Raw genomic sequence first — 13,976 nt, 5'->3', positions numbered from 1 at the left:
TGAACAAGCTCAGACACGCAGCGCCGCGACGAGTGACGGGTGCGCGCCGGCGCGTTCGGCCACCGCCGCCGGGGTCTGGCCGTGGCGGTCCTCGGTGCGCGGGTCGAGGCCGGCGGCGAGCAGCCGGGGCAGCAGCCGCAGCGCGGCCTCGTCCGGCACGAGGCACGCGAGCAGGTGCAGCAGCGTGCGCCCGTCGCCGTCGCGGCAGTGCGGGTCGACACCGGCGTCCAGCATCGCCTCGACCGTGTCCGCCTCACCGGCGCCGGCGCGGCGCATCAGCTCGCGGCGCACGGCGTTGAAGACCCTCGGCGGCCGGCTGGGGCCGCCGCGCCACGCCACGTGGGCGCCCGCGCACCCGACCGGGGGTGGCCCGCCCAGCGCCAGCATCGCCTTCTCGCGATCGAGCTCGGCCGGCGAGTGCGGCCCGGTGAGCACACCGTCGCGAAACTCGGCGACGTGCCAGGCGCCGTCACACCGCACCCGCGTCGGCCCCGGCACGGCCATCGGCGCCGGTCCGGTCACATCGTCCGGCGGCAGGGAGGGGAACAGGGCGGCGGCAACCAGCGGATGAAGGCCGGACGGGGCGATCCGCCCGTCGACGAGGTCGCGGAAGTCCTCGGGCCAGAACACCTCGGTCAGCGGCAGCTCGACCGCGGGCTCGTGCTGCGCCCGGACAGCGTCGACGATCCGCAGGCGCGGGCGGTCGGGGACGTCGAGGCGGTCGAGCCACAGGATGCGGTTGCGGCCGCCGCGTGACCAGACGGCCGGGACGCCGGCCCGGGCGGCGGCGCGCCGGGCGGCCGAGGCGAGCGTGGCGGCGGCCGGTTGCAGGCTGGGACCGACGGTGAAGTGCCAGCCCTGGGCCGAGTCGTCGAGGTCGAGGTCGATGCCGGCCTCGCGCAGGGCGTCCTCGGGGCGGCCCGCCTCGAACAGGCGCCAGGCGCGCTCGGTCACGGCCTCCGGGCCCGTGCCCTCCTGGCGGGCGCCGTCGGGCGCGAAGAACGGCAGGCGGGTGCGGCCGCCGCAGCGCGCGAGCAGGCCGGGCGTCTCGCGGGCGTCCCACAGCTCGCGAAGGCCGGCGAGGCTCATCGGGCGCGCCGACCCGGGCGGCGCGCCGAAGCGCAGGACGAAACGGGAGGGGCCGGCGGCGGAGGCGGAACGGACCGAGAACGGGCCGCCATGGCCGTGTGCGGCCAGGTACAGGGCCCGCTCGCCGTGCTCGGACAGCGGCACGACGTGGCGGGTGTGGAACGTGGCGACGCCGAAGCGCCAGTCCACGCGCGCCGAGTGGTACTGCAGGCGCAGCACGTGCCAGCGCAGCAGGTCCGGGACGAGGTGTCGCAGGTCGTCCTCGACCGCGGCGGCGACCTCGGCGCCGGCTTCGCGCGCGACGGCCGGCAGGTCGACCTCGGAGCCGATGCCGGCGACCGCGCACGCGCCGGACCAGTCGCCGGCGGCGCGGCGTTGTGCGGCGGCGGCGATCTGCGCGCGCGTCACGCCGTACCGAGGACGGCGTTGGTGATCATCGGACATCGCCGCCGAGTGTAGGGCCCGCGCCGGCACGGGACGGCCCCACCGCCCGGGTGGACGATGGGGCCGCCTGGTGGTGCCTACTCAGAGCGTCAGGCTCCGCCGCCGCCCGGCTGGACGACGCCGTTCACCGTGAGGGTGTACGGCGCGTACTGCTGGACCTGCTCCGTCGGCTCGTCGTAGGCGACGATCGCCACGACCTTCGGGAACAGGGAAAGCAGCGCCAGCTGGATCCAGTTCAGCTGCAGGCTCGACTGGCCGTTGAACTCGAACTGCCAGGCGAACGCGTGCGCCTCGTCGATGCCGACGAGCTTGACGTTCCAGTTCTTGACCGTGATCGGCTTGATCTGGGTCGGCGACTTGAACGGGGCCAGGCTGGACCCGTCGCTCAGCGAGGTGCCGCCGAGCGTGATGTCGTCGAGGAGCAGGCCGCCCTCGTTGACGCCACCGTCGCTGACGTACCGGAACGAGAGCAGGATCGACTTGCCGGCGTACGCCGACAGGTCGTAGTTGTGCTGCTCGAAGCCGGTCGTCGTGCCGTTCAGGCCAGGGCCGAGCGGCGCGTCGACGGTCCGGTCGCCGGGGATCGAGGTGTACGTGCTGCCACCGTCGGTGGAGACCTGGACGTATCCGTAGTCGTAACCGAGCTCGGCGCCGTACTTCGCGAGGAAGCTCAGCGTCGGGTTGGTGGTCGGCACGGTCACCGGGATGACCGCGGCGGCGTCGGTGTTGTTGGCGTTGCCGGAGAAGAGCACCGAGTTGCCGGGCCGGTCCGGGTCGTTGTTGACCAGGGTCCAGGCCAGCGGCAGGGTCGGCAGGGTCTTCGCGCCGCTGAACTTCAGCGACCGCAGGTCCTTGCCGGCCAGCGCCTGGCCGTTCTTCTGCAGCAGCACGTAGTCCGCGCCGTTCGGTCCGGCACCGGGCACGCTGTAGGACTGCGGGTTGGCGAGGTTCACCGTGGACCGCAGGCTCTTGGACGTGACGTTCTTCTTGTCCGCACCCAGGACGATGCCGAGCTTGGAATCGCCCACGATCTTGTCGAGCAGGACCATGCTCTGGTACTCGTGCAGGACCGTGTACACGTCCTTGGCGCCCTCCGCCTTCACGGCGGCGTCGAGGCTCGCGAGGCCCTGCAGGTCACCGTCGCGGTGGAGCCGCTCGATGATGTCCTGACCGAAGCGGTCGTAGAGGTACAGCATCAGCTCGTAGGCGTTGCCGTAGTCGGCGAGCACCCCGTTGCCGTTGCCGCCCTCGCCCCAGAGGTTGAGCGAGTTCTGGGCACCGCCGCAGTCACGCGGGTTCGGGTTGAACGGCGTCTGGACCGGTCCGTACCCCTGGAAGCAGTACAGGTGGCTGTCGCCGCCCTTGTCGAAGACCGTCTTGGTCCCGTCGACGTACCCGGTGAGCGTCTGCGCGAAGTCCGACAGGCCCTCGTTCATCCAGGTCGTCTCGTTCGGGTCCGAGTAGGACTCGACGAGGTGCTGCCACTCGTGCGCGAACGTGCCCTCGTAGAGGCGCGGCCGGGCCGGGCGGCTGGTGCACAGGTCCGACGTGGCCGCGTCCACCGGGTTGGCACCGGTGCGGTGCTCCCAGTCGAACGCGTCGATCGTCATCACATTGCGGTCGAACAGCTCGTTGAACTGCGTGGAGAAGAAGCCGGCGATGTAGGTCGGCGCGGCCGGGAACGTGTAGTAGTTGTCGTCCCGGACGTTGTCGACCAGCGTCACCGTCTTGTTGCCGCCGCCGGTGTACACGCCGCCGTTACCGTTCTTGTCCGGGCCGAGCAACGCGTTGGTGCCGTCCCGGTCCGGCGGAGTGGCGAAGGCCGCGGTCTCCTTGGGGTACATGTTGGTGTCGAACTCGTGGATGAAGTTCGTCACCTGGGCATCGGTCACCGTGGTGGTGTTCGGCACCTGGTTGCGGCAGTCGCCCGCCGGGAACGAGGTGTCGACGGCGACCCAGACCTCGATGTGCTCGCCGACACCGCGCAGGACGTAGTCCTTGCGGTACAGCGTGCCATTGAAGTCATCGGAACCCAGCCACTGGCGAACCGTGCCGACCGGCGGGGTGGCCGCCGCGGCGAGCGCCGAGCGCGACTGCGCCTTCATGCTCGCCATCTTCGACGTGTCGACGACCTTGCCGTCCAGCTTGAAGTTCGTGCGGGTCATCTCCCGCACATCGGACGGGCCGGCCGCCTCCTTCGCCGGGGCCTTCGCGGGCGCGGCGAACGCCGGCACGGCCGGCAGCGCGACGAGCACCGGTAGGGCCAAAGCGACGGCCGCGGTCGTGGCCAGGCCTTTTCTCACCATGAAGCCTCCTTACGACGGCGCGCGGAACCGGGCGGGATTACCGCCTGTACCCGGAGCGCCGAGTTCGGGATCGTATTGACAACGCACATTATCGCCGCGATCGACATCGGCGAAGTTCGCATCGAAGGGCGAGGGTCTACGCAAGGGGATGCCGGGGTTGCCCGTCGTCGCAAAATCGTGATTATCGTCGATGTTCGGCCTGACATCGGGCCACGTCGCGGCGACGGCATTGGCCGGCCGATCGAGCGCTTCACGCAGCGTCACGGATGCATTGCGGCCGTCAGACAGGTGGACGCTCGAACCGGTCATCGGGTTGCACGGGGGGACGAAGTCGCGGCGAAAACATCCGGCCGGGCCAGTGGCGATGCCGTCCGAACGATCACGGACCGCGACGTCCGGTGGTCCGGGCACCCACCGGACGGATGGGGTTCCCGGCTGGACGACGGTTCACCGAGGGTCACCGCAGAACGTATCGTCGCAGCATGGCAGCCCTGACCCTCGCGGTGGAACGACTCGCTGCCGCCACGGTGCTGTCCTGTGACGGGGCGCTGGTGGCGGCCAGCGCCATGCAGCTGGAGACGGCGCTGTCCCAGGTGCTGCTGCGACCGGAGCTGCGCATCGTCGTCGATCTCGCGGCCGTGGCCGCGATCGACTGCACGGGCGTGATGATGCTGCGCGTGACCGCGGGCATCGCCGCCGAGCAGGGCGGGAGCCTGGTGCTGGCCGGCCCGGACGCGCAGGTCGTGCACACGCTGCGTGAGTGCGGGACGCTGAGCACGATCCCGACGTACCGCTCCGTGCAGGCAGCCCTCGACGACGACGCCGAGGCGCTGATCGCCGAGCCCGACGCCACGCCGGCGCCCACCTCCTGGCCGATGAACCGGTCGGACCGCCGCAGCGCCTGACAACAGAACGTACATTGGGGCCATGGCCGCAGCGGGCTCCGCGGAACCGGCGTACGTCCGGTGGCGCCCGGCCGCGGCCCTGCGCCCCTACGCGGCCTGGTACACCGGCTACGACCAGGACGGGCTCCCGCCGGGATGGCACCGGGGGCTGCCCTCGCCGTACCTCACCCTGATCGTGACCCTCGGCGAGCCGCTGCGCATCGCCGCGCACCCCGACCCGGCCACGCCGCCCGGGGACTACGACACGCTGATCGGGGGCCTGCACACCACCCCGGCGATCATCACCCACGACGGGCGCGGCGCCGGCATCCAGGTCGCGCTCTCGCCGCTGGGCACCCGGTCGCTGCTGGGCCTTCCCGCGGGCGAGCTGGCCGGCGTCGACCTCGACCTGGCGTGCCTGCTCGGGCCGCTCGCCGCCGAGCTGCGCGAGCGGGTGAGCCTGGCGCCGGGCTGGGCGGCCCGGTTCCGGGTCGTCGACGAGGTGCTCGCCGCGCGCCTCGACCCGGGGCGCGCGCCCGCGCCGGAGGTCGCCTTCGCCTGGCGGCGGCTGTGCGCGACCGGCGGCGCCGTGAGCCCCGCGGAGCTGGCCGGCGAGACCGGGTGGAGCGGGCGGTACCTCAGCCGCCGCTTCGGCGTCGAGATCGGCCTGTCGCCGAAGGTCGCCGCGCGGGTGGCCCGCTTCGACCTGGCCCGCCGCCGGCTGCAGGAGTCCGGCGGCGCGTTCCCGCTCGCCGCGCTCGCCGTCGGCTGCGGGTACTACGACCAGGCCCACCTCACCCGCGAGTTCTCCGCCCTGGCCGGGGTGCCGCCGGCGCGCTGGTGGGCCGAGGAGTTCCGAAACGTGCAATCCCCGGTGGACTTGGCGGCGGCAGACTCGGGGGCATGACTGCTGCTGCTCCCGCACCACAGGTTTGGCCCACGCTGCGGGCGAAGGACGCCCGCGGCCTGATCAGGTTCCTCGTCGACGCGTTCGGCTTCGAGGCGACGGCCGTCTACGGCGAGGGCGACCTCGTCGAGCACGCCCAGCTGTCCTGGCCGGAGGGCGGCGGCATCATGCTCGGCAGCGACCGCGACGACGGCTCGCCGTGGCAGCTCACGCCCGGCTCGTTCGGCTGCTACGTGGTGTGCGCCGGGCCCGACGCACTCTACGAGCGGGCCGTGGCCGCCGGCGCCGTGGTCATCCAGGAGATGAACGACACCGACTACGGCTCACGGGGGTTCGCGGTGCGCGACCCGGAGGGCAACCTGTGGTCCTTCGGCACGTACCGCGGTGAGCCGCGCGCGCAGTAGCGCCGCGCGTGTCGAGAACGGCCGGTCGGCGCCGACCCTGTGGCATGACGAAGTTTCTGTTGCTGCACGCCCGCGGGGCCGCGGCGCCGCCGGCGGACGCGGCCGGCGAGGTGCTGGACGCGCAACGGCTGTCGGACCCGAGCCTCGCCGTCGTCGTCGGCGGCGAGGCCGGCGCGCCGGTCGCCGGCTACTGGCTCGTCGACGTGGACTCGCTCGAGCGCGCGCTGGAGATCGCCGCCGCGGCCGGGGTCGCGGTCGAGGTGCGCCCGCTCATGAGCGAGCGGCTGGGGCCGTCAGCGGACTGAGGCGAGCCCGGCGAGCGGTTCGGCGCGCCGCGCCCGCCGTCGAGGGTTACCGGCCGGTGCTCGCGTGGAACTGGTCGACGATCTCCTGCTTGATGCGGCCGCGGTCGGAAACCTGGAATCCGGCGCTTTGCGCCCATTCCCGGATGGCCCGGTTCTGGTCGCGGTCGCCGCGTGTGGTGCCGCGGCCCCGGCCGGAGGCCGTTCGGGCCTGAACTGTCGGGGTGCGGCCCACCTTGGTGCCCGCGGAAATGTAGGGCTTGAGCGCTGCCCGCAGTTTCTCCGCGTTCTTCTTGGACAGGTCGATCGAATACTGCACGCCATCGATGCCGAACGTCACACTCTCATCGGCGGGCTTGCCGTCCAGATCGTCGATCAGTTCCTGAATGACACGCTTGGCCATGCCGGCCGACCTCCCGTGAGCGGCTTTGGACGAACCGATGAAACGGCGCCCGTGCAAACAGTATCGCCAATCGATTGAATTCGCGCCAGGTCGCGGGGTAAAACGTTTCTTCACCGATCGTGTCGGCTCAATTACGCGCAACCCGAACCGGTGGCCAAAGGTCTAAGCTGGCCGCATGGACGCGCCGCCGCTGGACTGGGGACGGTTGCTCGTCTCCCAGCTGGAGTTCTACTGGGACGCGCACCTGTGGCCCCGCCTGAATGGGCTCACCGACGACGAATACTTCTGGGAACCGGTGCCGGACTGCTGGAGCGTGCGGGCCGGCGACGACGGAAGATTCCGCGCCGACGGCCCGGCCACCCGGCGCACACCGCAGCCGGTCACCACGATCGCCTGGCGCATGATGCACATCGCCGTCGGCTGTTTCGCCACCCGCACGAGCACGTTCTTCGCCCCGGGTGACGCCGACATGTTCGACCCCGCCCACGTGCCGGCCGATCTACCGCACACCGCCGCCGACGGGTTGGCGTTGCTGCACGACAGTTACCAGCAATGGCACGATCACATCGCCGCGCTCGACGACGAGGGGATGCGCAGGCCGCTGGGTCCGAAGGGCGCCTATTTTTCCGCCGACCCGATGGCCGCGCTGATCGTGCACATCAACCGCGAAACGATGCACCACGGCGGGGAGATCTGCCTGCTGCGCGACCTTTACGGCGCGCGGCGCGGCGCCGTCATTCGCTGACCGGCGGGCGCGGCCGCGCCGTCAGGGCCGCGGCTATTCGCCGATCGGCGGGCACGCGGCCAGCAGTGCCTCGCTCACCGCGTTCTGCGCGGCCGCGCCGTCGTGACGGGGCTCGAGGCGGTTCGTCAGGTACGCCACGGCCAGCCGCCGGGTGGGGTCGGCCCACGCCACGCACACGTTGCTGCCGTTGTGGCCGAAGGCCCGCGGGCTGCTCGTGCGCCCCATCGGCCGGGGCCGGTGCGGCTGCAGGCCGGGCCCGCCCAGCTGGAAGCCGTGCGACCAGCGGATCGGCAGCCCGATCAGCCCGTCGATCGTGCCGTCGCTGGTCGGCGTCGTGGCCACCGCGAGCGCCTCGGCGCCGAGCACGCGCACGCCGCCGAGGCCGCCGGCGACCAGTGCGGTGTAGAGCACCGCGAGGTCGCGGGCGGTCGTGGAGATCCCGGCCGCCGGGATGACCGCCCGGCGGGTCGCGCGGCGGTTCACGAACGCGGCCGCGGTGGCCGGCCCGGCGCCGCGCCCGGCGACCGGCACGTGCCGCGGCCAGAGCGCGTCGGGCAGCCCGAGGTGGGTGTCGCGCAGCCCGAGCGGCGCGAGGATCTCGGCGGCGAGCAGCTCGCGGATCGGCTCGCCGGTGACCCGGCGCAGCAGCTCGCCGAGCAGGAAGCCGTAGCTGACGTACTGGTACGCGGGCCCGGCGCCGGCCGGGAACCGCGGCCGCGCCCGCTCGATCGCCCGCACGGAGGCGTCCCAGTCGGTCATGGCCAGGGCGTCGCGCAGCGACGAGCGGGCGACGGGCAGCCCGGAGCGGTGCTGCAGCACGTGCCGGACGGTGATCGCCTCCTTGCCGTTGGCGGCGAACCCCGGCCAGTGCTTCGCGACGGGGTCGTCCAGCCCCACCGCGCCGCGCTCGGCGAGGCGGTGCACGAGCAGGGCGGCGAAGGGCTTGCTCGTCGAGAAGATCCAGAACAGCGACGACGGCTCGCACCCGTACGCCCGGTCGAGCACCACCACGCCGTCGCGCACCACGCACAGCTGTGCGGCGCCGCCGCGCTCGCGGGCCAGCCGCGCGGCGGCCTCGAGCCCGTCGCGGTCGACGTCGCCGGTGTCGCGCTCCGCCCAGTCCAGCACGGCAACCAAGCTACCTCCGGCCGGCACCCGGCCGACTTGCCCGACGCTGGAAAGCCGGGCCCGGCCGGCCGTCGCTGAGCGGCCCGGAGTCTCGGACAGCGTTGTCGCGCCGGTCATGATGGGGACCGCGTGGCCGGGTTGACGCCCAGGCCGTTGGGCGTGATGAGGATGCCGGCGTCGCCGCGGGCGATGGCGTCCTCGATGGCCTGCACCTGGCCGGCCTCGTCGCCGTCGGCCTTGCCTGCGGCGACGGTGAGCTTGACGCCCTCCGCCGCGGCGGCCTGCCGGACCCGTTCTCCTCGGCGCTGCACCGCGCGCTGGAGGACGTGGCCCGCGAGCGCGGGGTGCTCATCTTCGCCGGCGGCGTCGAGGAGGACCCGCAGCGCGAGCTCGCGCTGGTGCACGAGTTCGCACGCCGGCAGGCCGACGGGCTGGTCATGGTGCCGACCGGGGACAACCAGGCGTACCTCATGCGGGAACTGGCGCCGGGAACGCCCGTGGTGTTCGTGGACCGGCCGCCGGTGGGCCTCCGCCGCCTGGACGGCGAGGTGTGGGAGCCGGCCGCGCACGTGGTCGCCACGCGCCTGATCCCGCGCGGCTCCGGCGAGATCCCCGGCCCCTACCGGACCTCGGCCAGGACCTCCTCGATGGCGTAGTGCCCGAGTCGGGCCAGGAACGGGTTGGTGGTGCGGTAATACGCGAACGCGCCGAGCCCCATGCTGAACGCCCACGCCCGCCCGCGCCGCCAGCTGTCCTCGTCGGGCTCGAGGCGGGCCCGGAACTCCGCGCGGCCGGCGGCGTCGAGCAGCATCCAGGCCGGGATCAGGTCCACCGCGGGGTCACCGACGGCGAGGCAGCTCCAGTCGAGCACGGCGGACAGGGCGCCGTCGCCGGCGCGCACGAGGAGGTTCCCGGCGTGCAGGTCGCCGTGCACCCACACCGGCGGGCCGGCCCACTCGGGCGCGTCGCGATCGGCCTCCCAGACATCGGTGAGCAGCGCCGGGTCGTAGTCGCCGGCGAGCGCGTCGATCCACTTGCCCATTTCGCGGCCGCGCAGGCTCCCGCCGCGCCCGCGCGGGGACGCGGCCGGACCGCCGGCGGCGTCGATGCGCCGCAGGGCGGCGATGAAGTCGGCCAGGGCCGTGGCCAGCCCGCCGGGTCCGACCGGGTTGACGCCCTCCAGCCAGCGGTACACCGCCCAAACGTGCGGATACCCGAACGCGGGCGTGCCCACGGCGACCGGGTCGGGGACCGCGGCGGGCAGGTGCGGGGCGAGCCGGGGCAGCCACCGCCGCTCGAGCTCGATCTGCCCGGCCGCGCCCGGGATGCGGGGCAGGCGGACGCTGAGCTCGTCGCCGAGGCGATACACGACGTTGTCGGTCCCCGTGGACTCGAGCGGCACGACCTCGAGCCCGGCCCACCGCGGGAACTGCGCCGCCACCAGCGCCCGGACCAGCCCGGCGTCGGTCGGCGTCTCCCCATCGCGCATCACCGGCGGATCATCCCAGTCACGTCGCATCCCCCACCACCGATTTTCCCGCGCCCGGGGGCCGCTGAGCTGCGGCGCGGACTTATTTGGCGACTTAACTTAACTATTAGGGTTCTTTACCTTGTGCGGGCGCCATCGATGGCCGATGATGCGACAGAGCGGATCCGCCCATCCCTCCCGCCTACACCCGAAGGAACCCCCAACCGTGCGCAGAAAGCTGGCGCTGGCAGCGCTTGCCCTGTTGACGGTGGTGGGGGTGGGCCTCGCGATCCGGCCCGCCCTCGCCGCCACCCCGTTCAAGGTGCTCGCCTTCTACAACGGCACCTGGGACGCCGCCCACATCGACTTCGACAAGGAGGCCAAGGACTGGTTCCCCCAGCAGGGGGCCGCCAACGGCTTCACGTGGGAGGCGACCACCGACTGGAGCCGGCTCAACGCCGGGAGCCTGTCGCAGTACAAGGTGATCATGTTCCTCGACGACGCGCCGCCCTCCGGCCAGCGGGCCGCGTTCCAGCAGTACATGCAGAACGGCGGGGCCTTCATGGGCTTCCACGTGAGCGCGTTCACGACCGACCCGGGGTCGTGGAGCTGGTACTACAACACGTTCCTGGGCTCCGGCGCCTTCCAGACCAACACCTGGGGCCCGACCCGGATCACGTACAAGGTCGAGGACCGTAACCACCCGTCGATGGCCGGCCTGCCCGCGACGTTCACCTCCGCGGTCTCCGAGTGGTACTCGTGGAGCAACGACCTGCGCCAGAACCCCAACATCGACATCCTGGCGTCGGTCGACCCGAGCAGCTTCCCGGTCGGCACCGACCCCAACCAGTCCTGGTACAGCGGGTACTACCCGATCCTGTGGACCAACCGCAACTACAAGATGCTGTACGCCAACTTCGGCCACAACGGCATGAACTACAGCACGAACACCCGCACGTCCTCGACGTTCGAGAGCGCGAACCAGAACCGCTGGATCATCCAGGGCATCCTCTGGCTCGCCGGGCAGACCTCGACGCCGACCACGCCAGTGACGCCGCCGTCCTCGGCGCCGCCGACGTCCAGCGGCCCGATCTCGCCCACGGCGTGGTACTCGGTGGTCAACAAGAACAGCGCCAAGTGCGTCGACGCGCGGGCGGCCGGCACCGCGAACGGCACCGCCATCCAGCAGTACACCTGCAACAACACCAACGCGCAGCAGTACCGCTTCCAGCCGACCAGCGACGGCTACGTGCGGGTCGACAACCGCGGCAACTCCGCCGAGTCGCTCGACGTGACCAACCGGTCGACGGCCGACAACGCGCCGATCCAGCTGTGGGCGTACGGCGGCGGCACCAACCAGCAGTGGCAGCCGGTCGCCGAGAGCGGCGGCTACTACCACCTCGTCAACCGGGCCAGCGGCAAGTGCCTCGACACCCCGGGTGCGTCCACATCGGACAGTGTGCAGCTCGTGCAGTACACCTGTAACGGCACCGGCGCCCAGTCGTTCCGCCTGGTGCAAGCGCTTTCCTGAAAGTTTCAAACGGCGCCGGGACCGCGGCCAGCGGTCCCGGTATCCGCGCCGCATCGACATCTTTCGAAACCCTCGCCGCGGGTCTACGGTCCGCCCGATACGGGCACCTGCGGATGAGGAGCGGATCGTGCGAAGAGCAGTGGCCGCCTCGGCGGCAATCCTGGCGACGGGCGTCGGCGCGACGTACGCCGTGCACATGGCCTCGGCGGCGGCCGCCGGGTGCCGCGTGACGTACACGGTGACGAACCAGTGGCAGGGCGGCTTCGGCGCGAGCGTCGACGTCACCAACCTCGGCGACCCGATCGCGGGCTGGGCGCTGACGTGGACGTTCGCGAGCGGCCAGGCGGTGACGCAGGCGTGGAACGCCACGGTCACGCAGAGCGGCACGTCGGTGCGCGCGGCCGACGCGGGCTACAACGCGTCGATCGCGACGGGCGGTACCGTATCCTTCGGCTTCAACGGATCCTTCACGTCCGCCAATCCCGTGCCCACCGCGTTCGCCCTCAACGGCGTGGCGTGCAACGGTGGCACGACGCCGACCTCCGCGCCGCCGACGACGACTTCACCGCCGCCCAGTGGTGAGAACGGCCGGCAGATGGAGGACCTCGACCGCGGGCTGATCTCGGTGCGATCGGGCAGCGGCAACCTCGTCTCCTGGCGGCTGCTGGGCACGGAGGCCCTCGACACGTCCTTCAACGTGTACCGCGCGGGCACCCGCGTCGCCACGGTGACGAACTCGACGAACTACCTGGACAGCGGCGCCGCCGCCGACGCCTCGTACACGGTGCGCGCGGTCGTCGGCGGTGCCGAGCAGGCGGCGTCGCCGGCCTCGCTGCGCTTCACCGGCGGCGCGTACCTCGACGTGCCGATCCAGTCCCCCCGGCTCGATCTACAGCGCGAACGACGCGTCGGTGGGCGACCTGGACGGCGACGGGCAGTACGAGGTCGTGCTCAAGTGGGACCCGTCGGACTCCAAGGACAACTCGCAGTCCGGGGTGACCAGCAACGTGTACGTCGACGCCTACCGCCTGAACGGGCAGCGGCTGTGGCGGATCAACCTCGGGCGCAACATCCGGGCCGGTGCGCACTACACGCAGTTCCAGGTGTACGACTACGACGGCGACGGCAAGGCCGAGATCGCGATGAAGACCGCCGACGGCACCACCGACGGCACCGGACGGGTCATCGGCGACGCCAACGCCGACTACCGCAACTCCTCCGGCTACGTCCTGTCCGGCCCGGAGTACCTCACCATGTTCAACGGCCAGACCGGCGCCGCCATGTCGACGGTGAACTACGACCCGCCCCGCGGCACGGTGTCCAGCTGGGGCGACAGCTACGGCAACCGCGTCGACCGGTTCCTGGCTGGCACGGCCTACCTCGACGGGAAGCGCCCGTCCCTGATCATGGCGCGGGGGTACTACACCCGCACCGTCATCGCCGCCTGGGACTTCCGCAGCGGTTCGCTGACGAAGCGCTGGACGTTCGACAGCAACGCCTCCGGCAACAGCTCGTACGCGGGCCAGGGCAACCACCAGCTCGCGATCGCCGACGTCGACGCCGACGGGCGCGACGAGATCGTCTACGGCGCGATGACCGTCGACGACAACGGCGGCCGCCTGTGGAACACCGGCAACGGCCACGGCGACGCTCTGCACGTCGGTGACCTCGACCCGGCGCGCCCCGGCCTGGAGGAGTTCAAGGTCGACGAGGACGGCTCGAAGCCCTCGTCGTGGATGGCCGACGCGCGCACCGGCCAGGTGCTGTGGACCACCTCCCCCAACGGCGATAACGGCCGCGGCGTGTCCGACGACATCTGGTCCGGCAGCCCCGGCGCCGAGAGCTGGTCGGCGGCGGCGGACGGCCTGCGCGACACGCACGGCACGGTGGTGTCCTCGCGCAAGCCCGGCTCGACGAACTTCGTGGTCTGGTGGGACGGTGACACGACCCGCGAGCTGCTCGACGGCACGCACATCGACAAGTACGGCACGAGCGGCGACACGCGCCTGCTCACCGCGTCGAACGTGCACTCCAACAACGGCACGAAGTCCACGCCGTCGCTGTCGGCCGACCTGTTCGGCGACTGGCGCGAGGAGGTCGTGTGGCCGACGAGCGACAACACGGAGCTGCGCATCTACAGCACCACGACGCCGACCACGACGAAGTTGTACACCCTGATGCACGACTGCCAGTACCGCGAGGCGATCGCGTGGCAGAACACGGCGTACAACCAGCCCCCGCACCCGTCCTACTTCATCGGCTCCGGGATGGCTGCCCCGAAGCAGCCCGTCATCTACGTGCGTTGACGGTAGGTGGACTCGCCGTCACCGCGCGTGTACGCGGTGGCGGCGGGTCGGCGGAAATG

General features: G+C 72.0%; 14 protein-coding genes and 1 pseudogene. 8 read left to right on the top strand and 7 right to left on the bottom strand.

The genetic code is table 11. The annotated features are described in order from the left end of the window. Positions 1-9: 9 nt before the first annotated feature. From ABD901_RS48465 to ABD901_RS48455, 3 genes are all read right to left on the bottom strand, one after another. The gene (locus ABD901_RS48465; RefSeq protein WP_345139345.1) at positions 10-1,533 is read right to left on the bottom strand and encodes a hypothetical protein; all 1,524 of its coding nucleotides are present in this window, start codon (positions 1,531-1,533) and stop codon (positions 10-12) included. 89 nt (positions 1,534-1,622) lie between these two features. Continuing rightward, positions 1,623-3,839 (bottom strand): peptidase M6 immune inhibitor A, encoded by a 2,217-nt coding sequence (locus tag ABD901_RS48460; RefSeq protein WP_345139342.1) that lies wholly within the window; start codon positions 3,837-3,839, stop codon positions 1,623-1,625. A gap of 9 nt (positions 3,840-3,848) precedes the next feature. Next, positions 3,849-4,103 carry a hypothetical protein gene (locus tag ABD901_RS48455; protein ID WP_345139339.1) on the bottom strand — a complete coding sequence of 85 codons (255 nt, stop codon included), beginning with the start codon at positions 4,101-4,103 and terminating at the stop codon, positions 3,849-3,851. A gap of 218 nt (positions 4,104-4,321) precedes the next feature. Here ABD901_RS48455 and ABD901_RS48450 point away from each other — a divergent pair, with 218 nt between their 5' ends. The 4 genes from ABD901_RS48450 to ABD901_RS48435 are packed head-to-tail and all read left to right on the top strand — an operon-like array spanning position 4,322 to position 6,339. Next, the gene (locus ABD901_RS48450; RefSeq protein ID WP_345139336.1) at positions 4,322-4,744 is read left to right on the top strand and encodes an STAS domain-containing protein; all 423 of its coding nucleotides are present in this window, start codon (positions 4,322-4,324) and stop codon (positions 4,742-4,744) included. A 22-nt stretch (positions 4,745-4,766) separates the two neighbouring features. Next, positions 4,767-5,630, top strand: a complete 864-nt coding sequence (locus ABD901_RS48445) for a helix-turn-helix domain-containing protein (RefSeq protein ID WP_345139333.1) — start codon at positions 4,767-4,769, stop codon at positions 5,628-5,630. Beyond that, positions 5,627-6,034, top strand: coding sequence for a VOC family protein (locus ABD901_RS48440; protein ID WP_345139330.1), 408 nt, complete (start codon positions 5,627-5,629; stop codon positions 6,032-6,034). Before ABD901_RS48445 ends, ABD901_RS48440 begins: the two co-directional genes overlap by 4 nt. 44 nt (positions 6,035-6,078) lie before the next feature. Then, the gene (locus ABD901_RS48435) at positions 6,079-6,339 is read left to right on the top strand and encodes a YciI family protein (RefSeq protein WP_345139327.1); all 261 of its coding nucleotides are present in this window, start codon (positions 6,079-6,081) and stop codon (positions 6,337-6,339) included. Positions 6,340-6,385: 46 nt separating this feature from the next. On the opposite strand, the gene ABD901_RS48430 is transcribed toward ABD901_RS48435, so the two are convergent. After that, on the bottom strand, positions 6,386-6,739 hold the full coding sequence (locus ABD901_RS48430; protein WP_345139324.1) for a histone-like nucleoid-structuring protein Lsr2: 354 nt from the start codon (positions 6,737-6,739) through the stop codon (positions 6,386-6,388). A 175-nt stretch (positions 6,740-6,914) separates the two neighbouring features. Between ABD901_RS48430 and ABD901_RS48425 the strand changes: the two genes are divergently transcribed. After that, complete coding sequence (locus ABD901_RS48425) at positions 6,915-7,484, top strand: DinB family protein (RefSeq protein WP_345139322.1); 570 nt, start codon at positions 6,915-6,917, stop codon at positions 7,482-7,484. A gap of 33 nt (positions 7,485-7,517) precedes the next feature. On the opposite strand, the gene ABD901_RS48420 is transcribed toward ABD901_RS48425, so the two are convergent. After that, positions 7,518-8,612 carry a serine hydrolase domain-containing protein gene (locus ABD901_RS48420; protein WP_345139318.1) on the bottom strand — a complete coding sequence of 365 codons (1,095 nt, stop codon included), beginning with the start codon at positions 8,610-8,612 and terminating at the stop codon, positions 7,518-7,520. Positions 8,613-8,725: 113 nt separating this feature from the next. Then, positions 8,726-8,923, bottom strand: a complete 198-nt coding sequence (locus tag ABD901_RS48415) for a hypothetical protein (protein ID WP_345139315.1) — start codon at positions 8,921-8,923, stop codon at positions 8,726-8,728. A 15-nt stretch (positions 8,924-8,938) separates the two neighbouring features. Between ABD901_RS48415 and ABD901_RS48410 the strand changes: the two genes are divergently transcribed. Beyond that, positions 8,939-9,268 (top strand): type 1 periplasmic-binding domain-containing protein, encoded by a 330-nt coding sequence (locus tag ABD901_RS48410; RefSeq protein ID WP_345139313.1) that lies wholly within the window; start codon positions 8,939-8,941, stop codon positions 9,266-9,268. On the opposite strand, the gene ABD901_RS48405 is transcribed toward ABD901_RS48410, so the two are convergent. Further along, positions 9,232-10,101 carry an aminoglycoside phosphotransferase family protein gene (locus ABD901_RS48405; RefSeq protein WP_345139404.1) on the bottom strand — a complete coding sequence of 290 codons (870 nt, stop codon included), beginning with the start codon at positions 10,099-10,101 and terminating at the stop codon, positions 9,232-9,234. The genes ABD901_RS48410 and ABD901_RS48405 overlap by 37 nt on opposite strands. Before the next feature lie 205 nt (positions 10,102-10,306). Between ABD901_RS48405 and ABD901_RS48400 the strand changes: the two genes are divergently transcribed. Together ABD901_RS48400 and ABD901_RS48395 are read left to right on the top strand one after the other, a co-directional pair. Further along, positions 10,307-11,611 (top strand): ThuA domain-containing protein, encoded by a 1,305-nt coding sequence (locus ABD901_RS48400; RefSeq protein WP_345139310.1) that lies wholly within the window; start codon positions 10,307-10,309, stop codon positions 11,609-11,611. A gap of 196 nt (positions 11,612-11,807) precedes the next feature. Beyond that, positions 11,808-13,917, top strand: a pseudogene (locus ABD901_RS48395) (rhamnogalacturonan lyase family protein). The last annotated feature ends 59 nt before the right edge of the window (positions 13,918-13,976 follow it).

This window comes from Dactylosporangium darangshiense (genome assembly GCF_039537565.1).
GTDB classification, from domain to species: domain Bacteria; phylum Actinomycetota; class Actinomycetes; order Mycobacteriales; family Micromonosporaceae; genus Dactylosporangium; species Dactylosporangium darangshiense.
The sequence above is the reverse complement of the archived record's forward strand: the minus strand, read 5'-3'. Positions and strand labels throughout refer to the sequence as shown.

Coding starts and splice junctions, on each gene's coding strand:
- ABD901_RS48465 (WP_345139345.1), bottom strand. CDS start 1,533: ATGTCCGATGATCACCAACGCCGTCCTCGGTACGGCGTGACGCGCGCG.
- ABD901_RS48460 (WP_345139342.1), bottom strand. CDS start 3,839: ATGGTGAGAAAAGGCCTGGCCACGACCGCGGCCGTCGCTTTGGCCCTA.
- ABD901_RS48450 (WP_345139336.1), top strand. CDS start 4,322: ATGGCAGCCCTGACCCTCGCGGTGGAACGACTCGCTGCCGCCACGGTG.
- ABD901_RS48445 (WP_345139333.1), top strand. CDS start 4,767: ATGGCCGCAGCGGGCTCCGCGGAACCGGCGTACGTCCGGTGGCGCCCG.
- ABD901_RS48440 (WP_345139330.1), top strand. CDS start 5,627: ATGACTGCTGCTGCTCCCGCACCACAGGTTTGGCCCACGCTGCGGGCG.
- ABD901_RS48435 (WP_345139327.1), top strand. CDS start 6,079: ATGACGAAGTTTCTGTTGCTGCACGCCCGCGGGGCCGCGGCGCCGCCG.
- ABD901_RS48430 (WP_345139324.1), bottom strand. CDS start 6,739: ATGGCCAAGCGTGTCATTCAGGAACTGATCGACGATCTGGACGGCAAG.
- ABD901_RS48425 (WP_345139322.1), top strand. CDS start 6,915: ATGGACGCGCCGCCGCTGGACTGGGGACGGTTGCTCGTCTCCCAGCTG.
- ABD901_RS48405 (WP_345139404.1), bottom strand. CDS start 10,101: ATGCGCGATGGGGAGACGCCGACCGACGCCGGGCTGGTCCGGGCGCTG.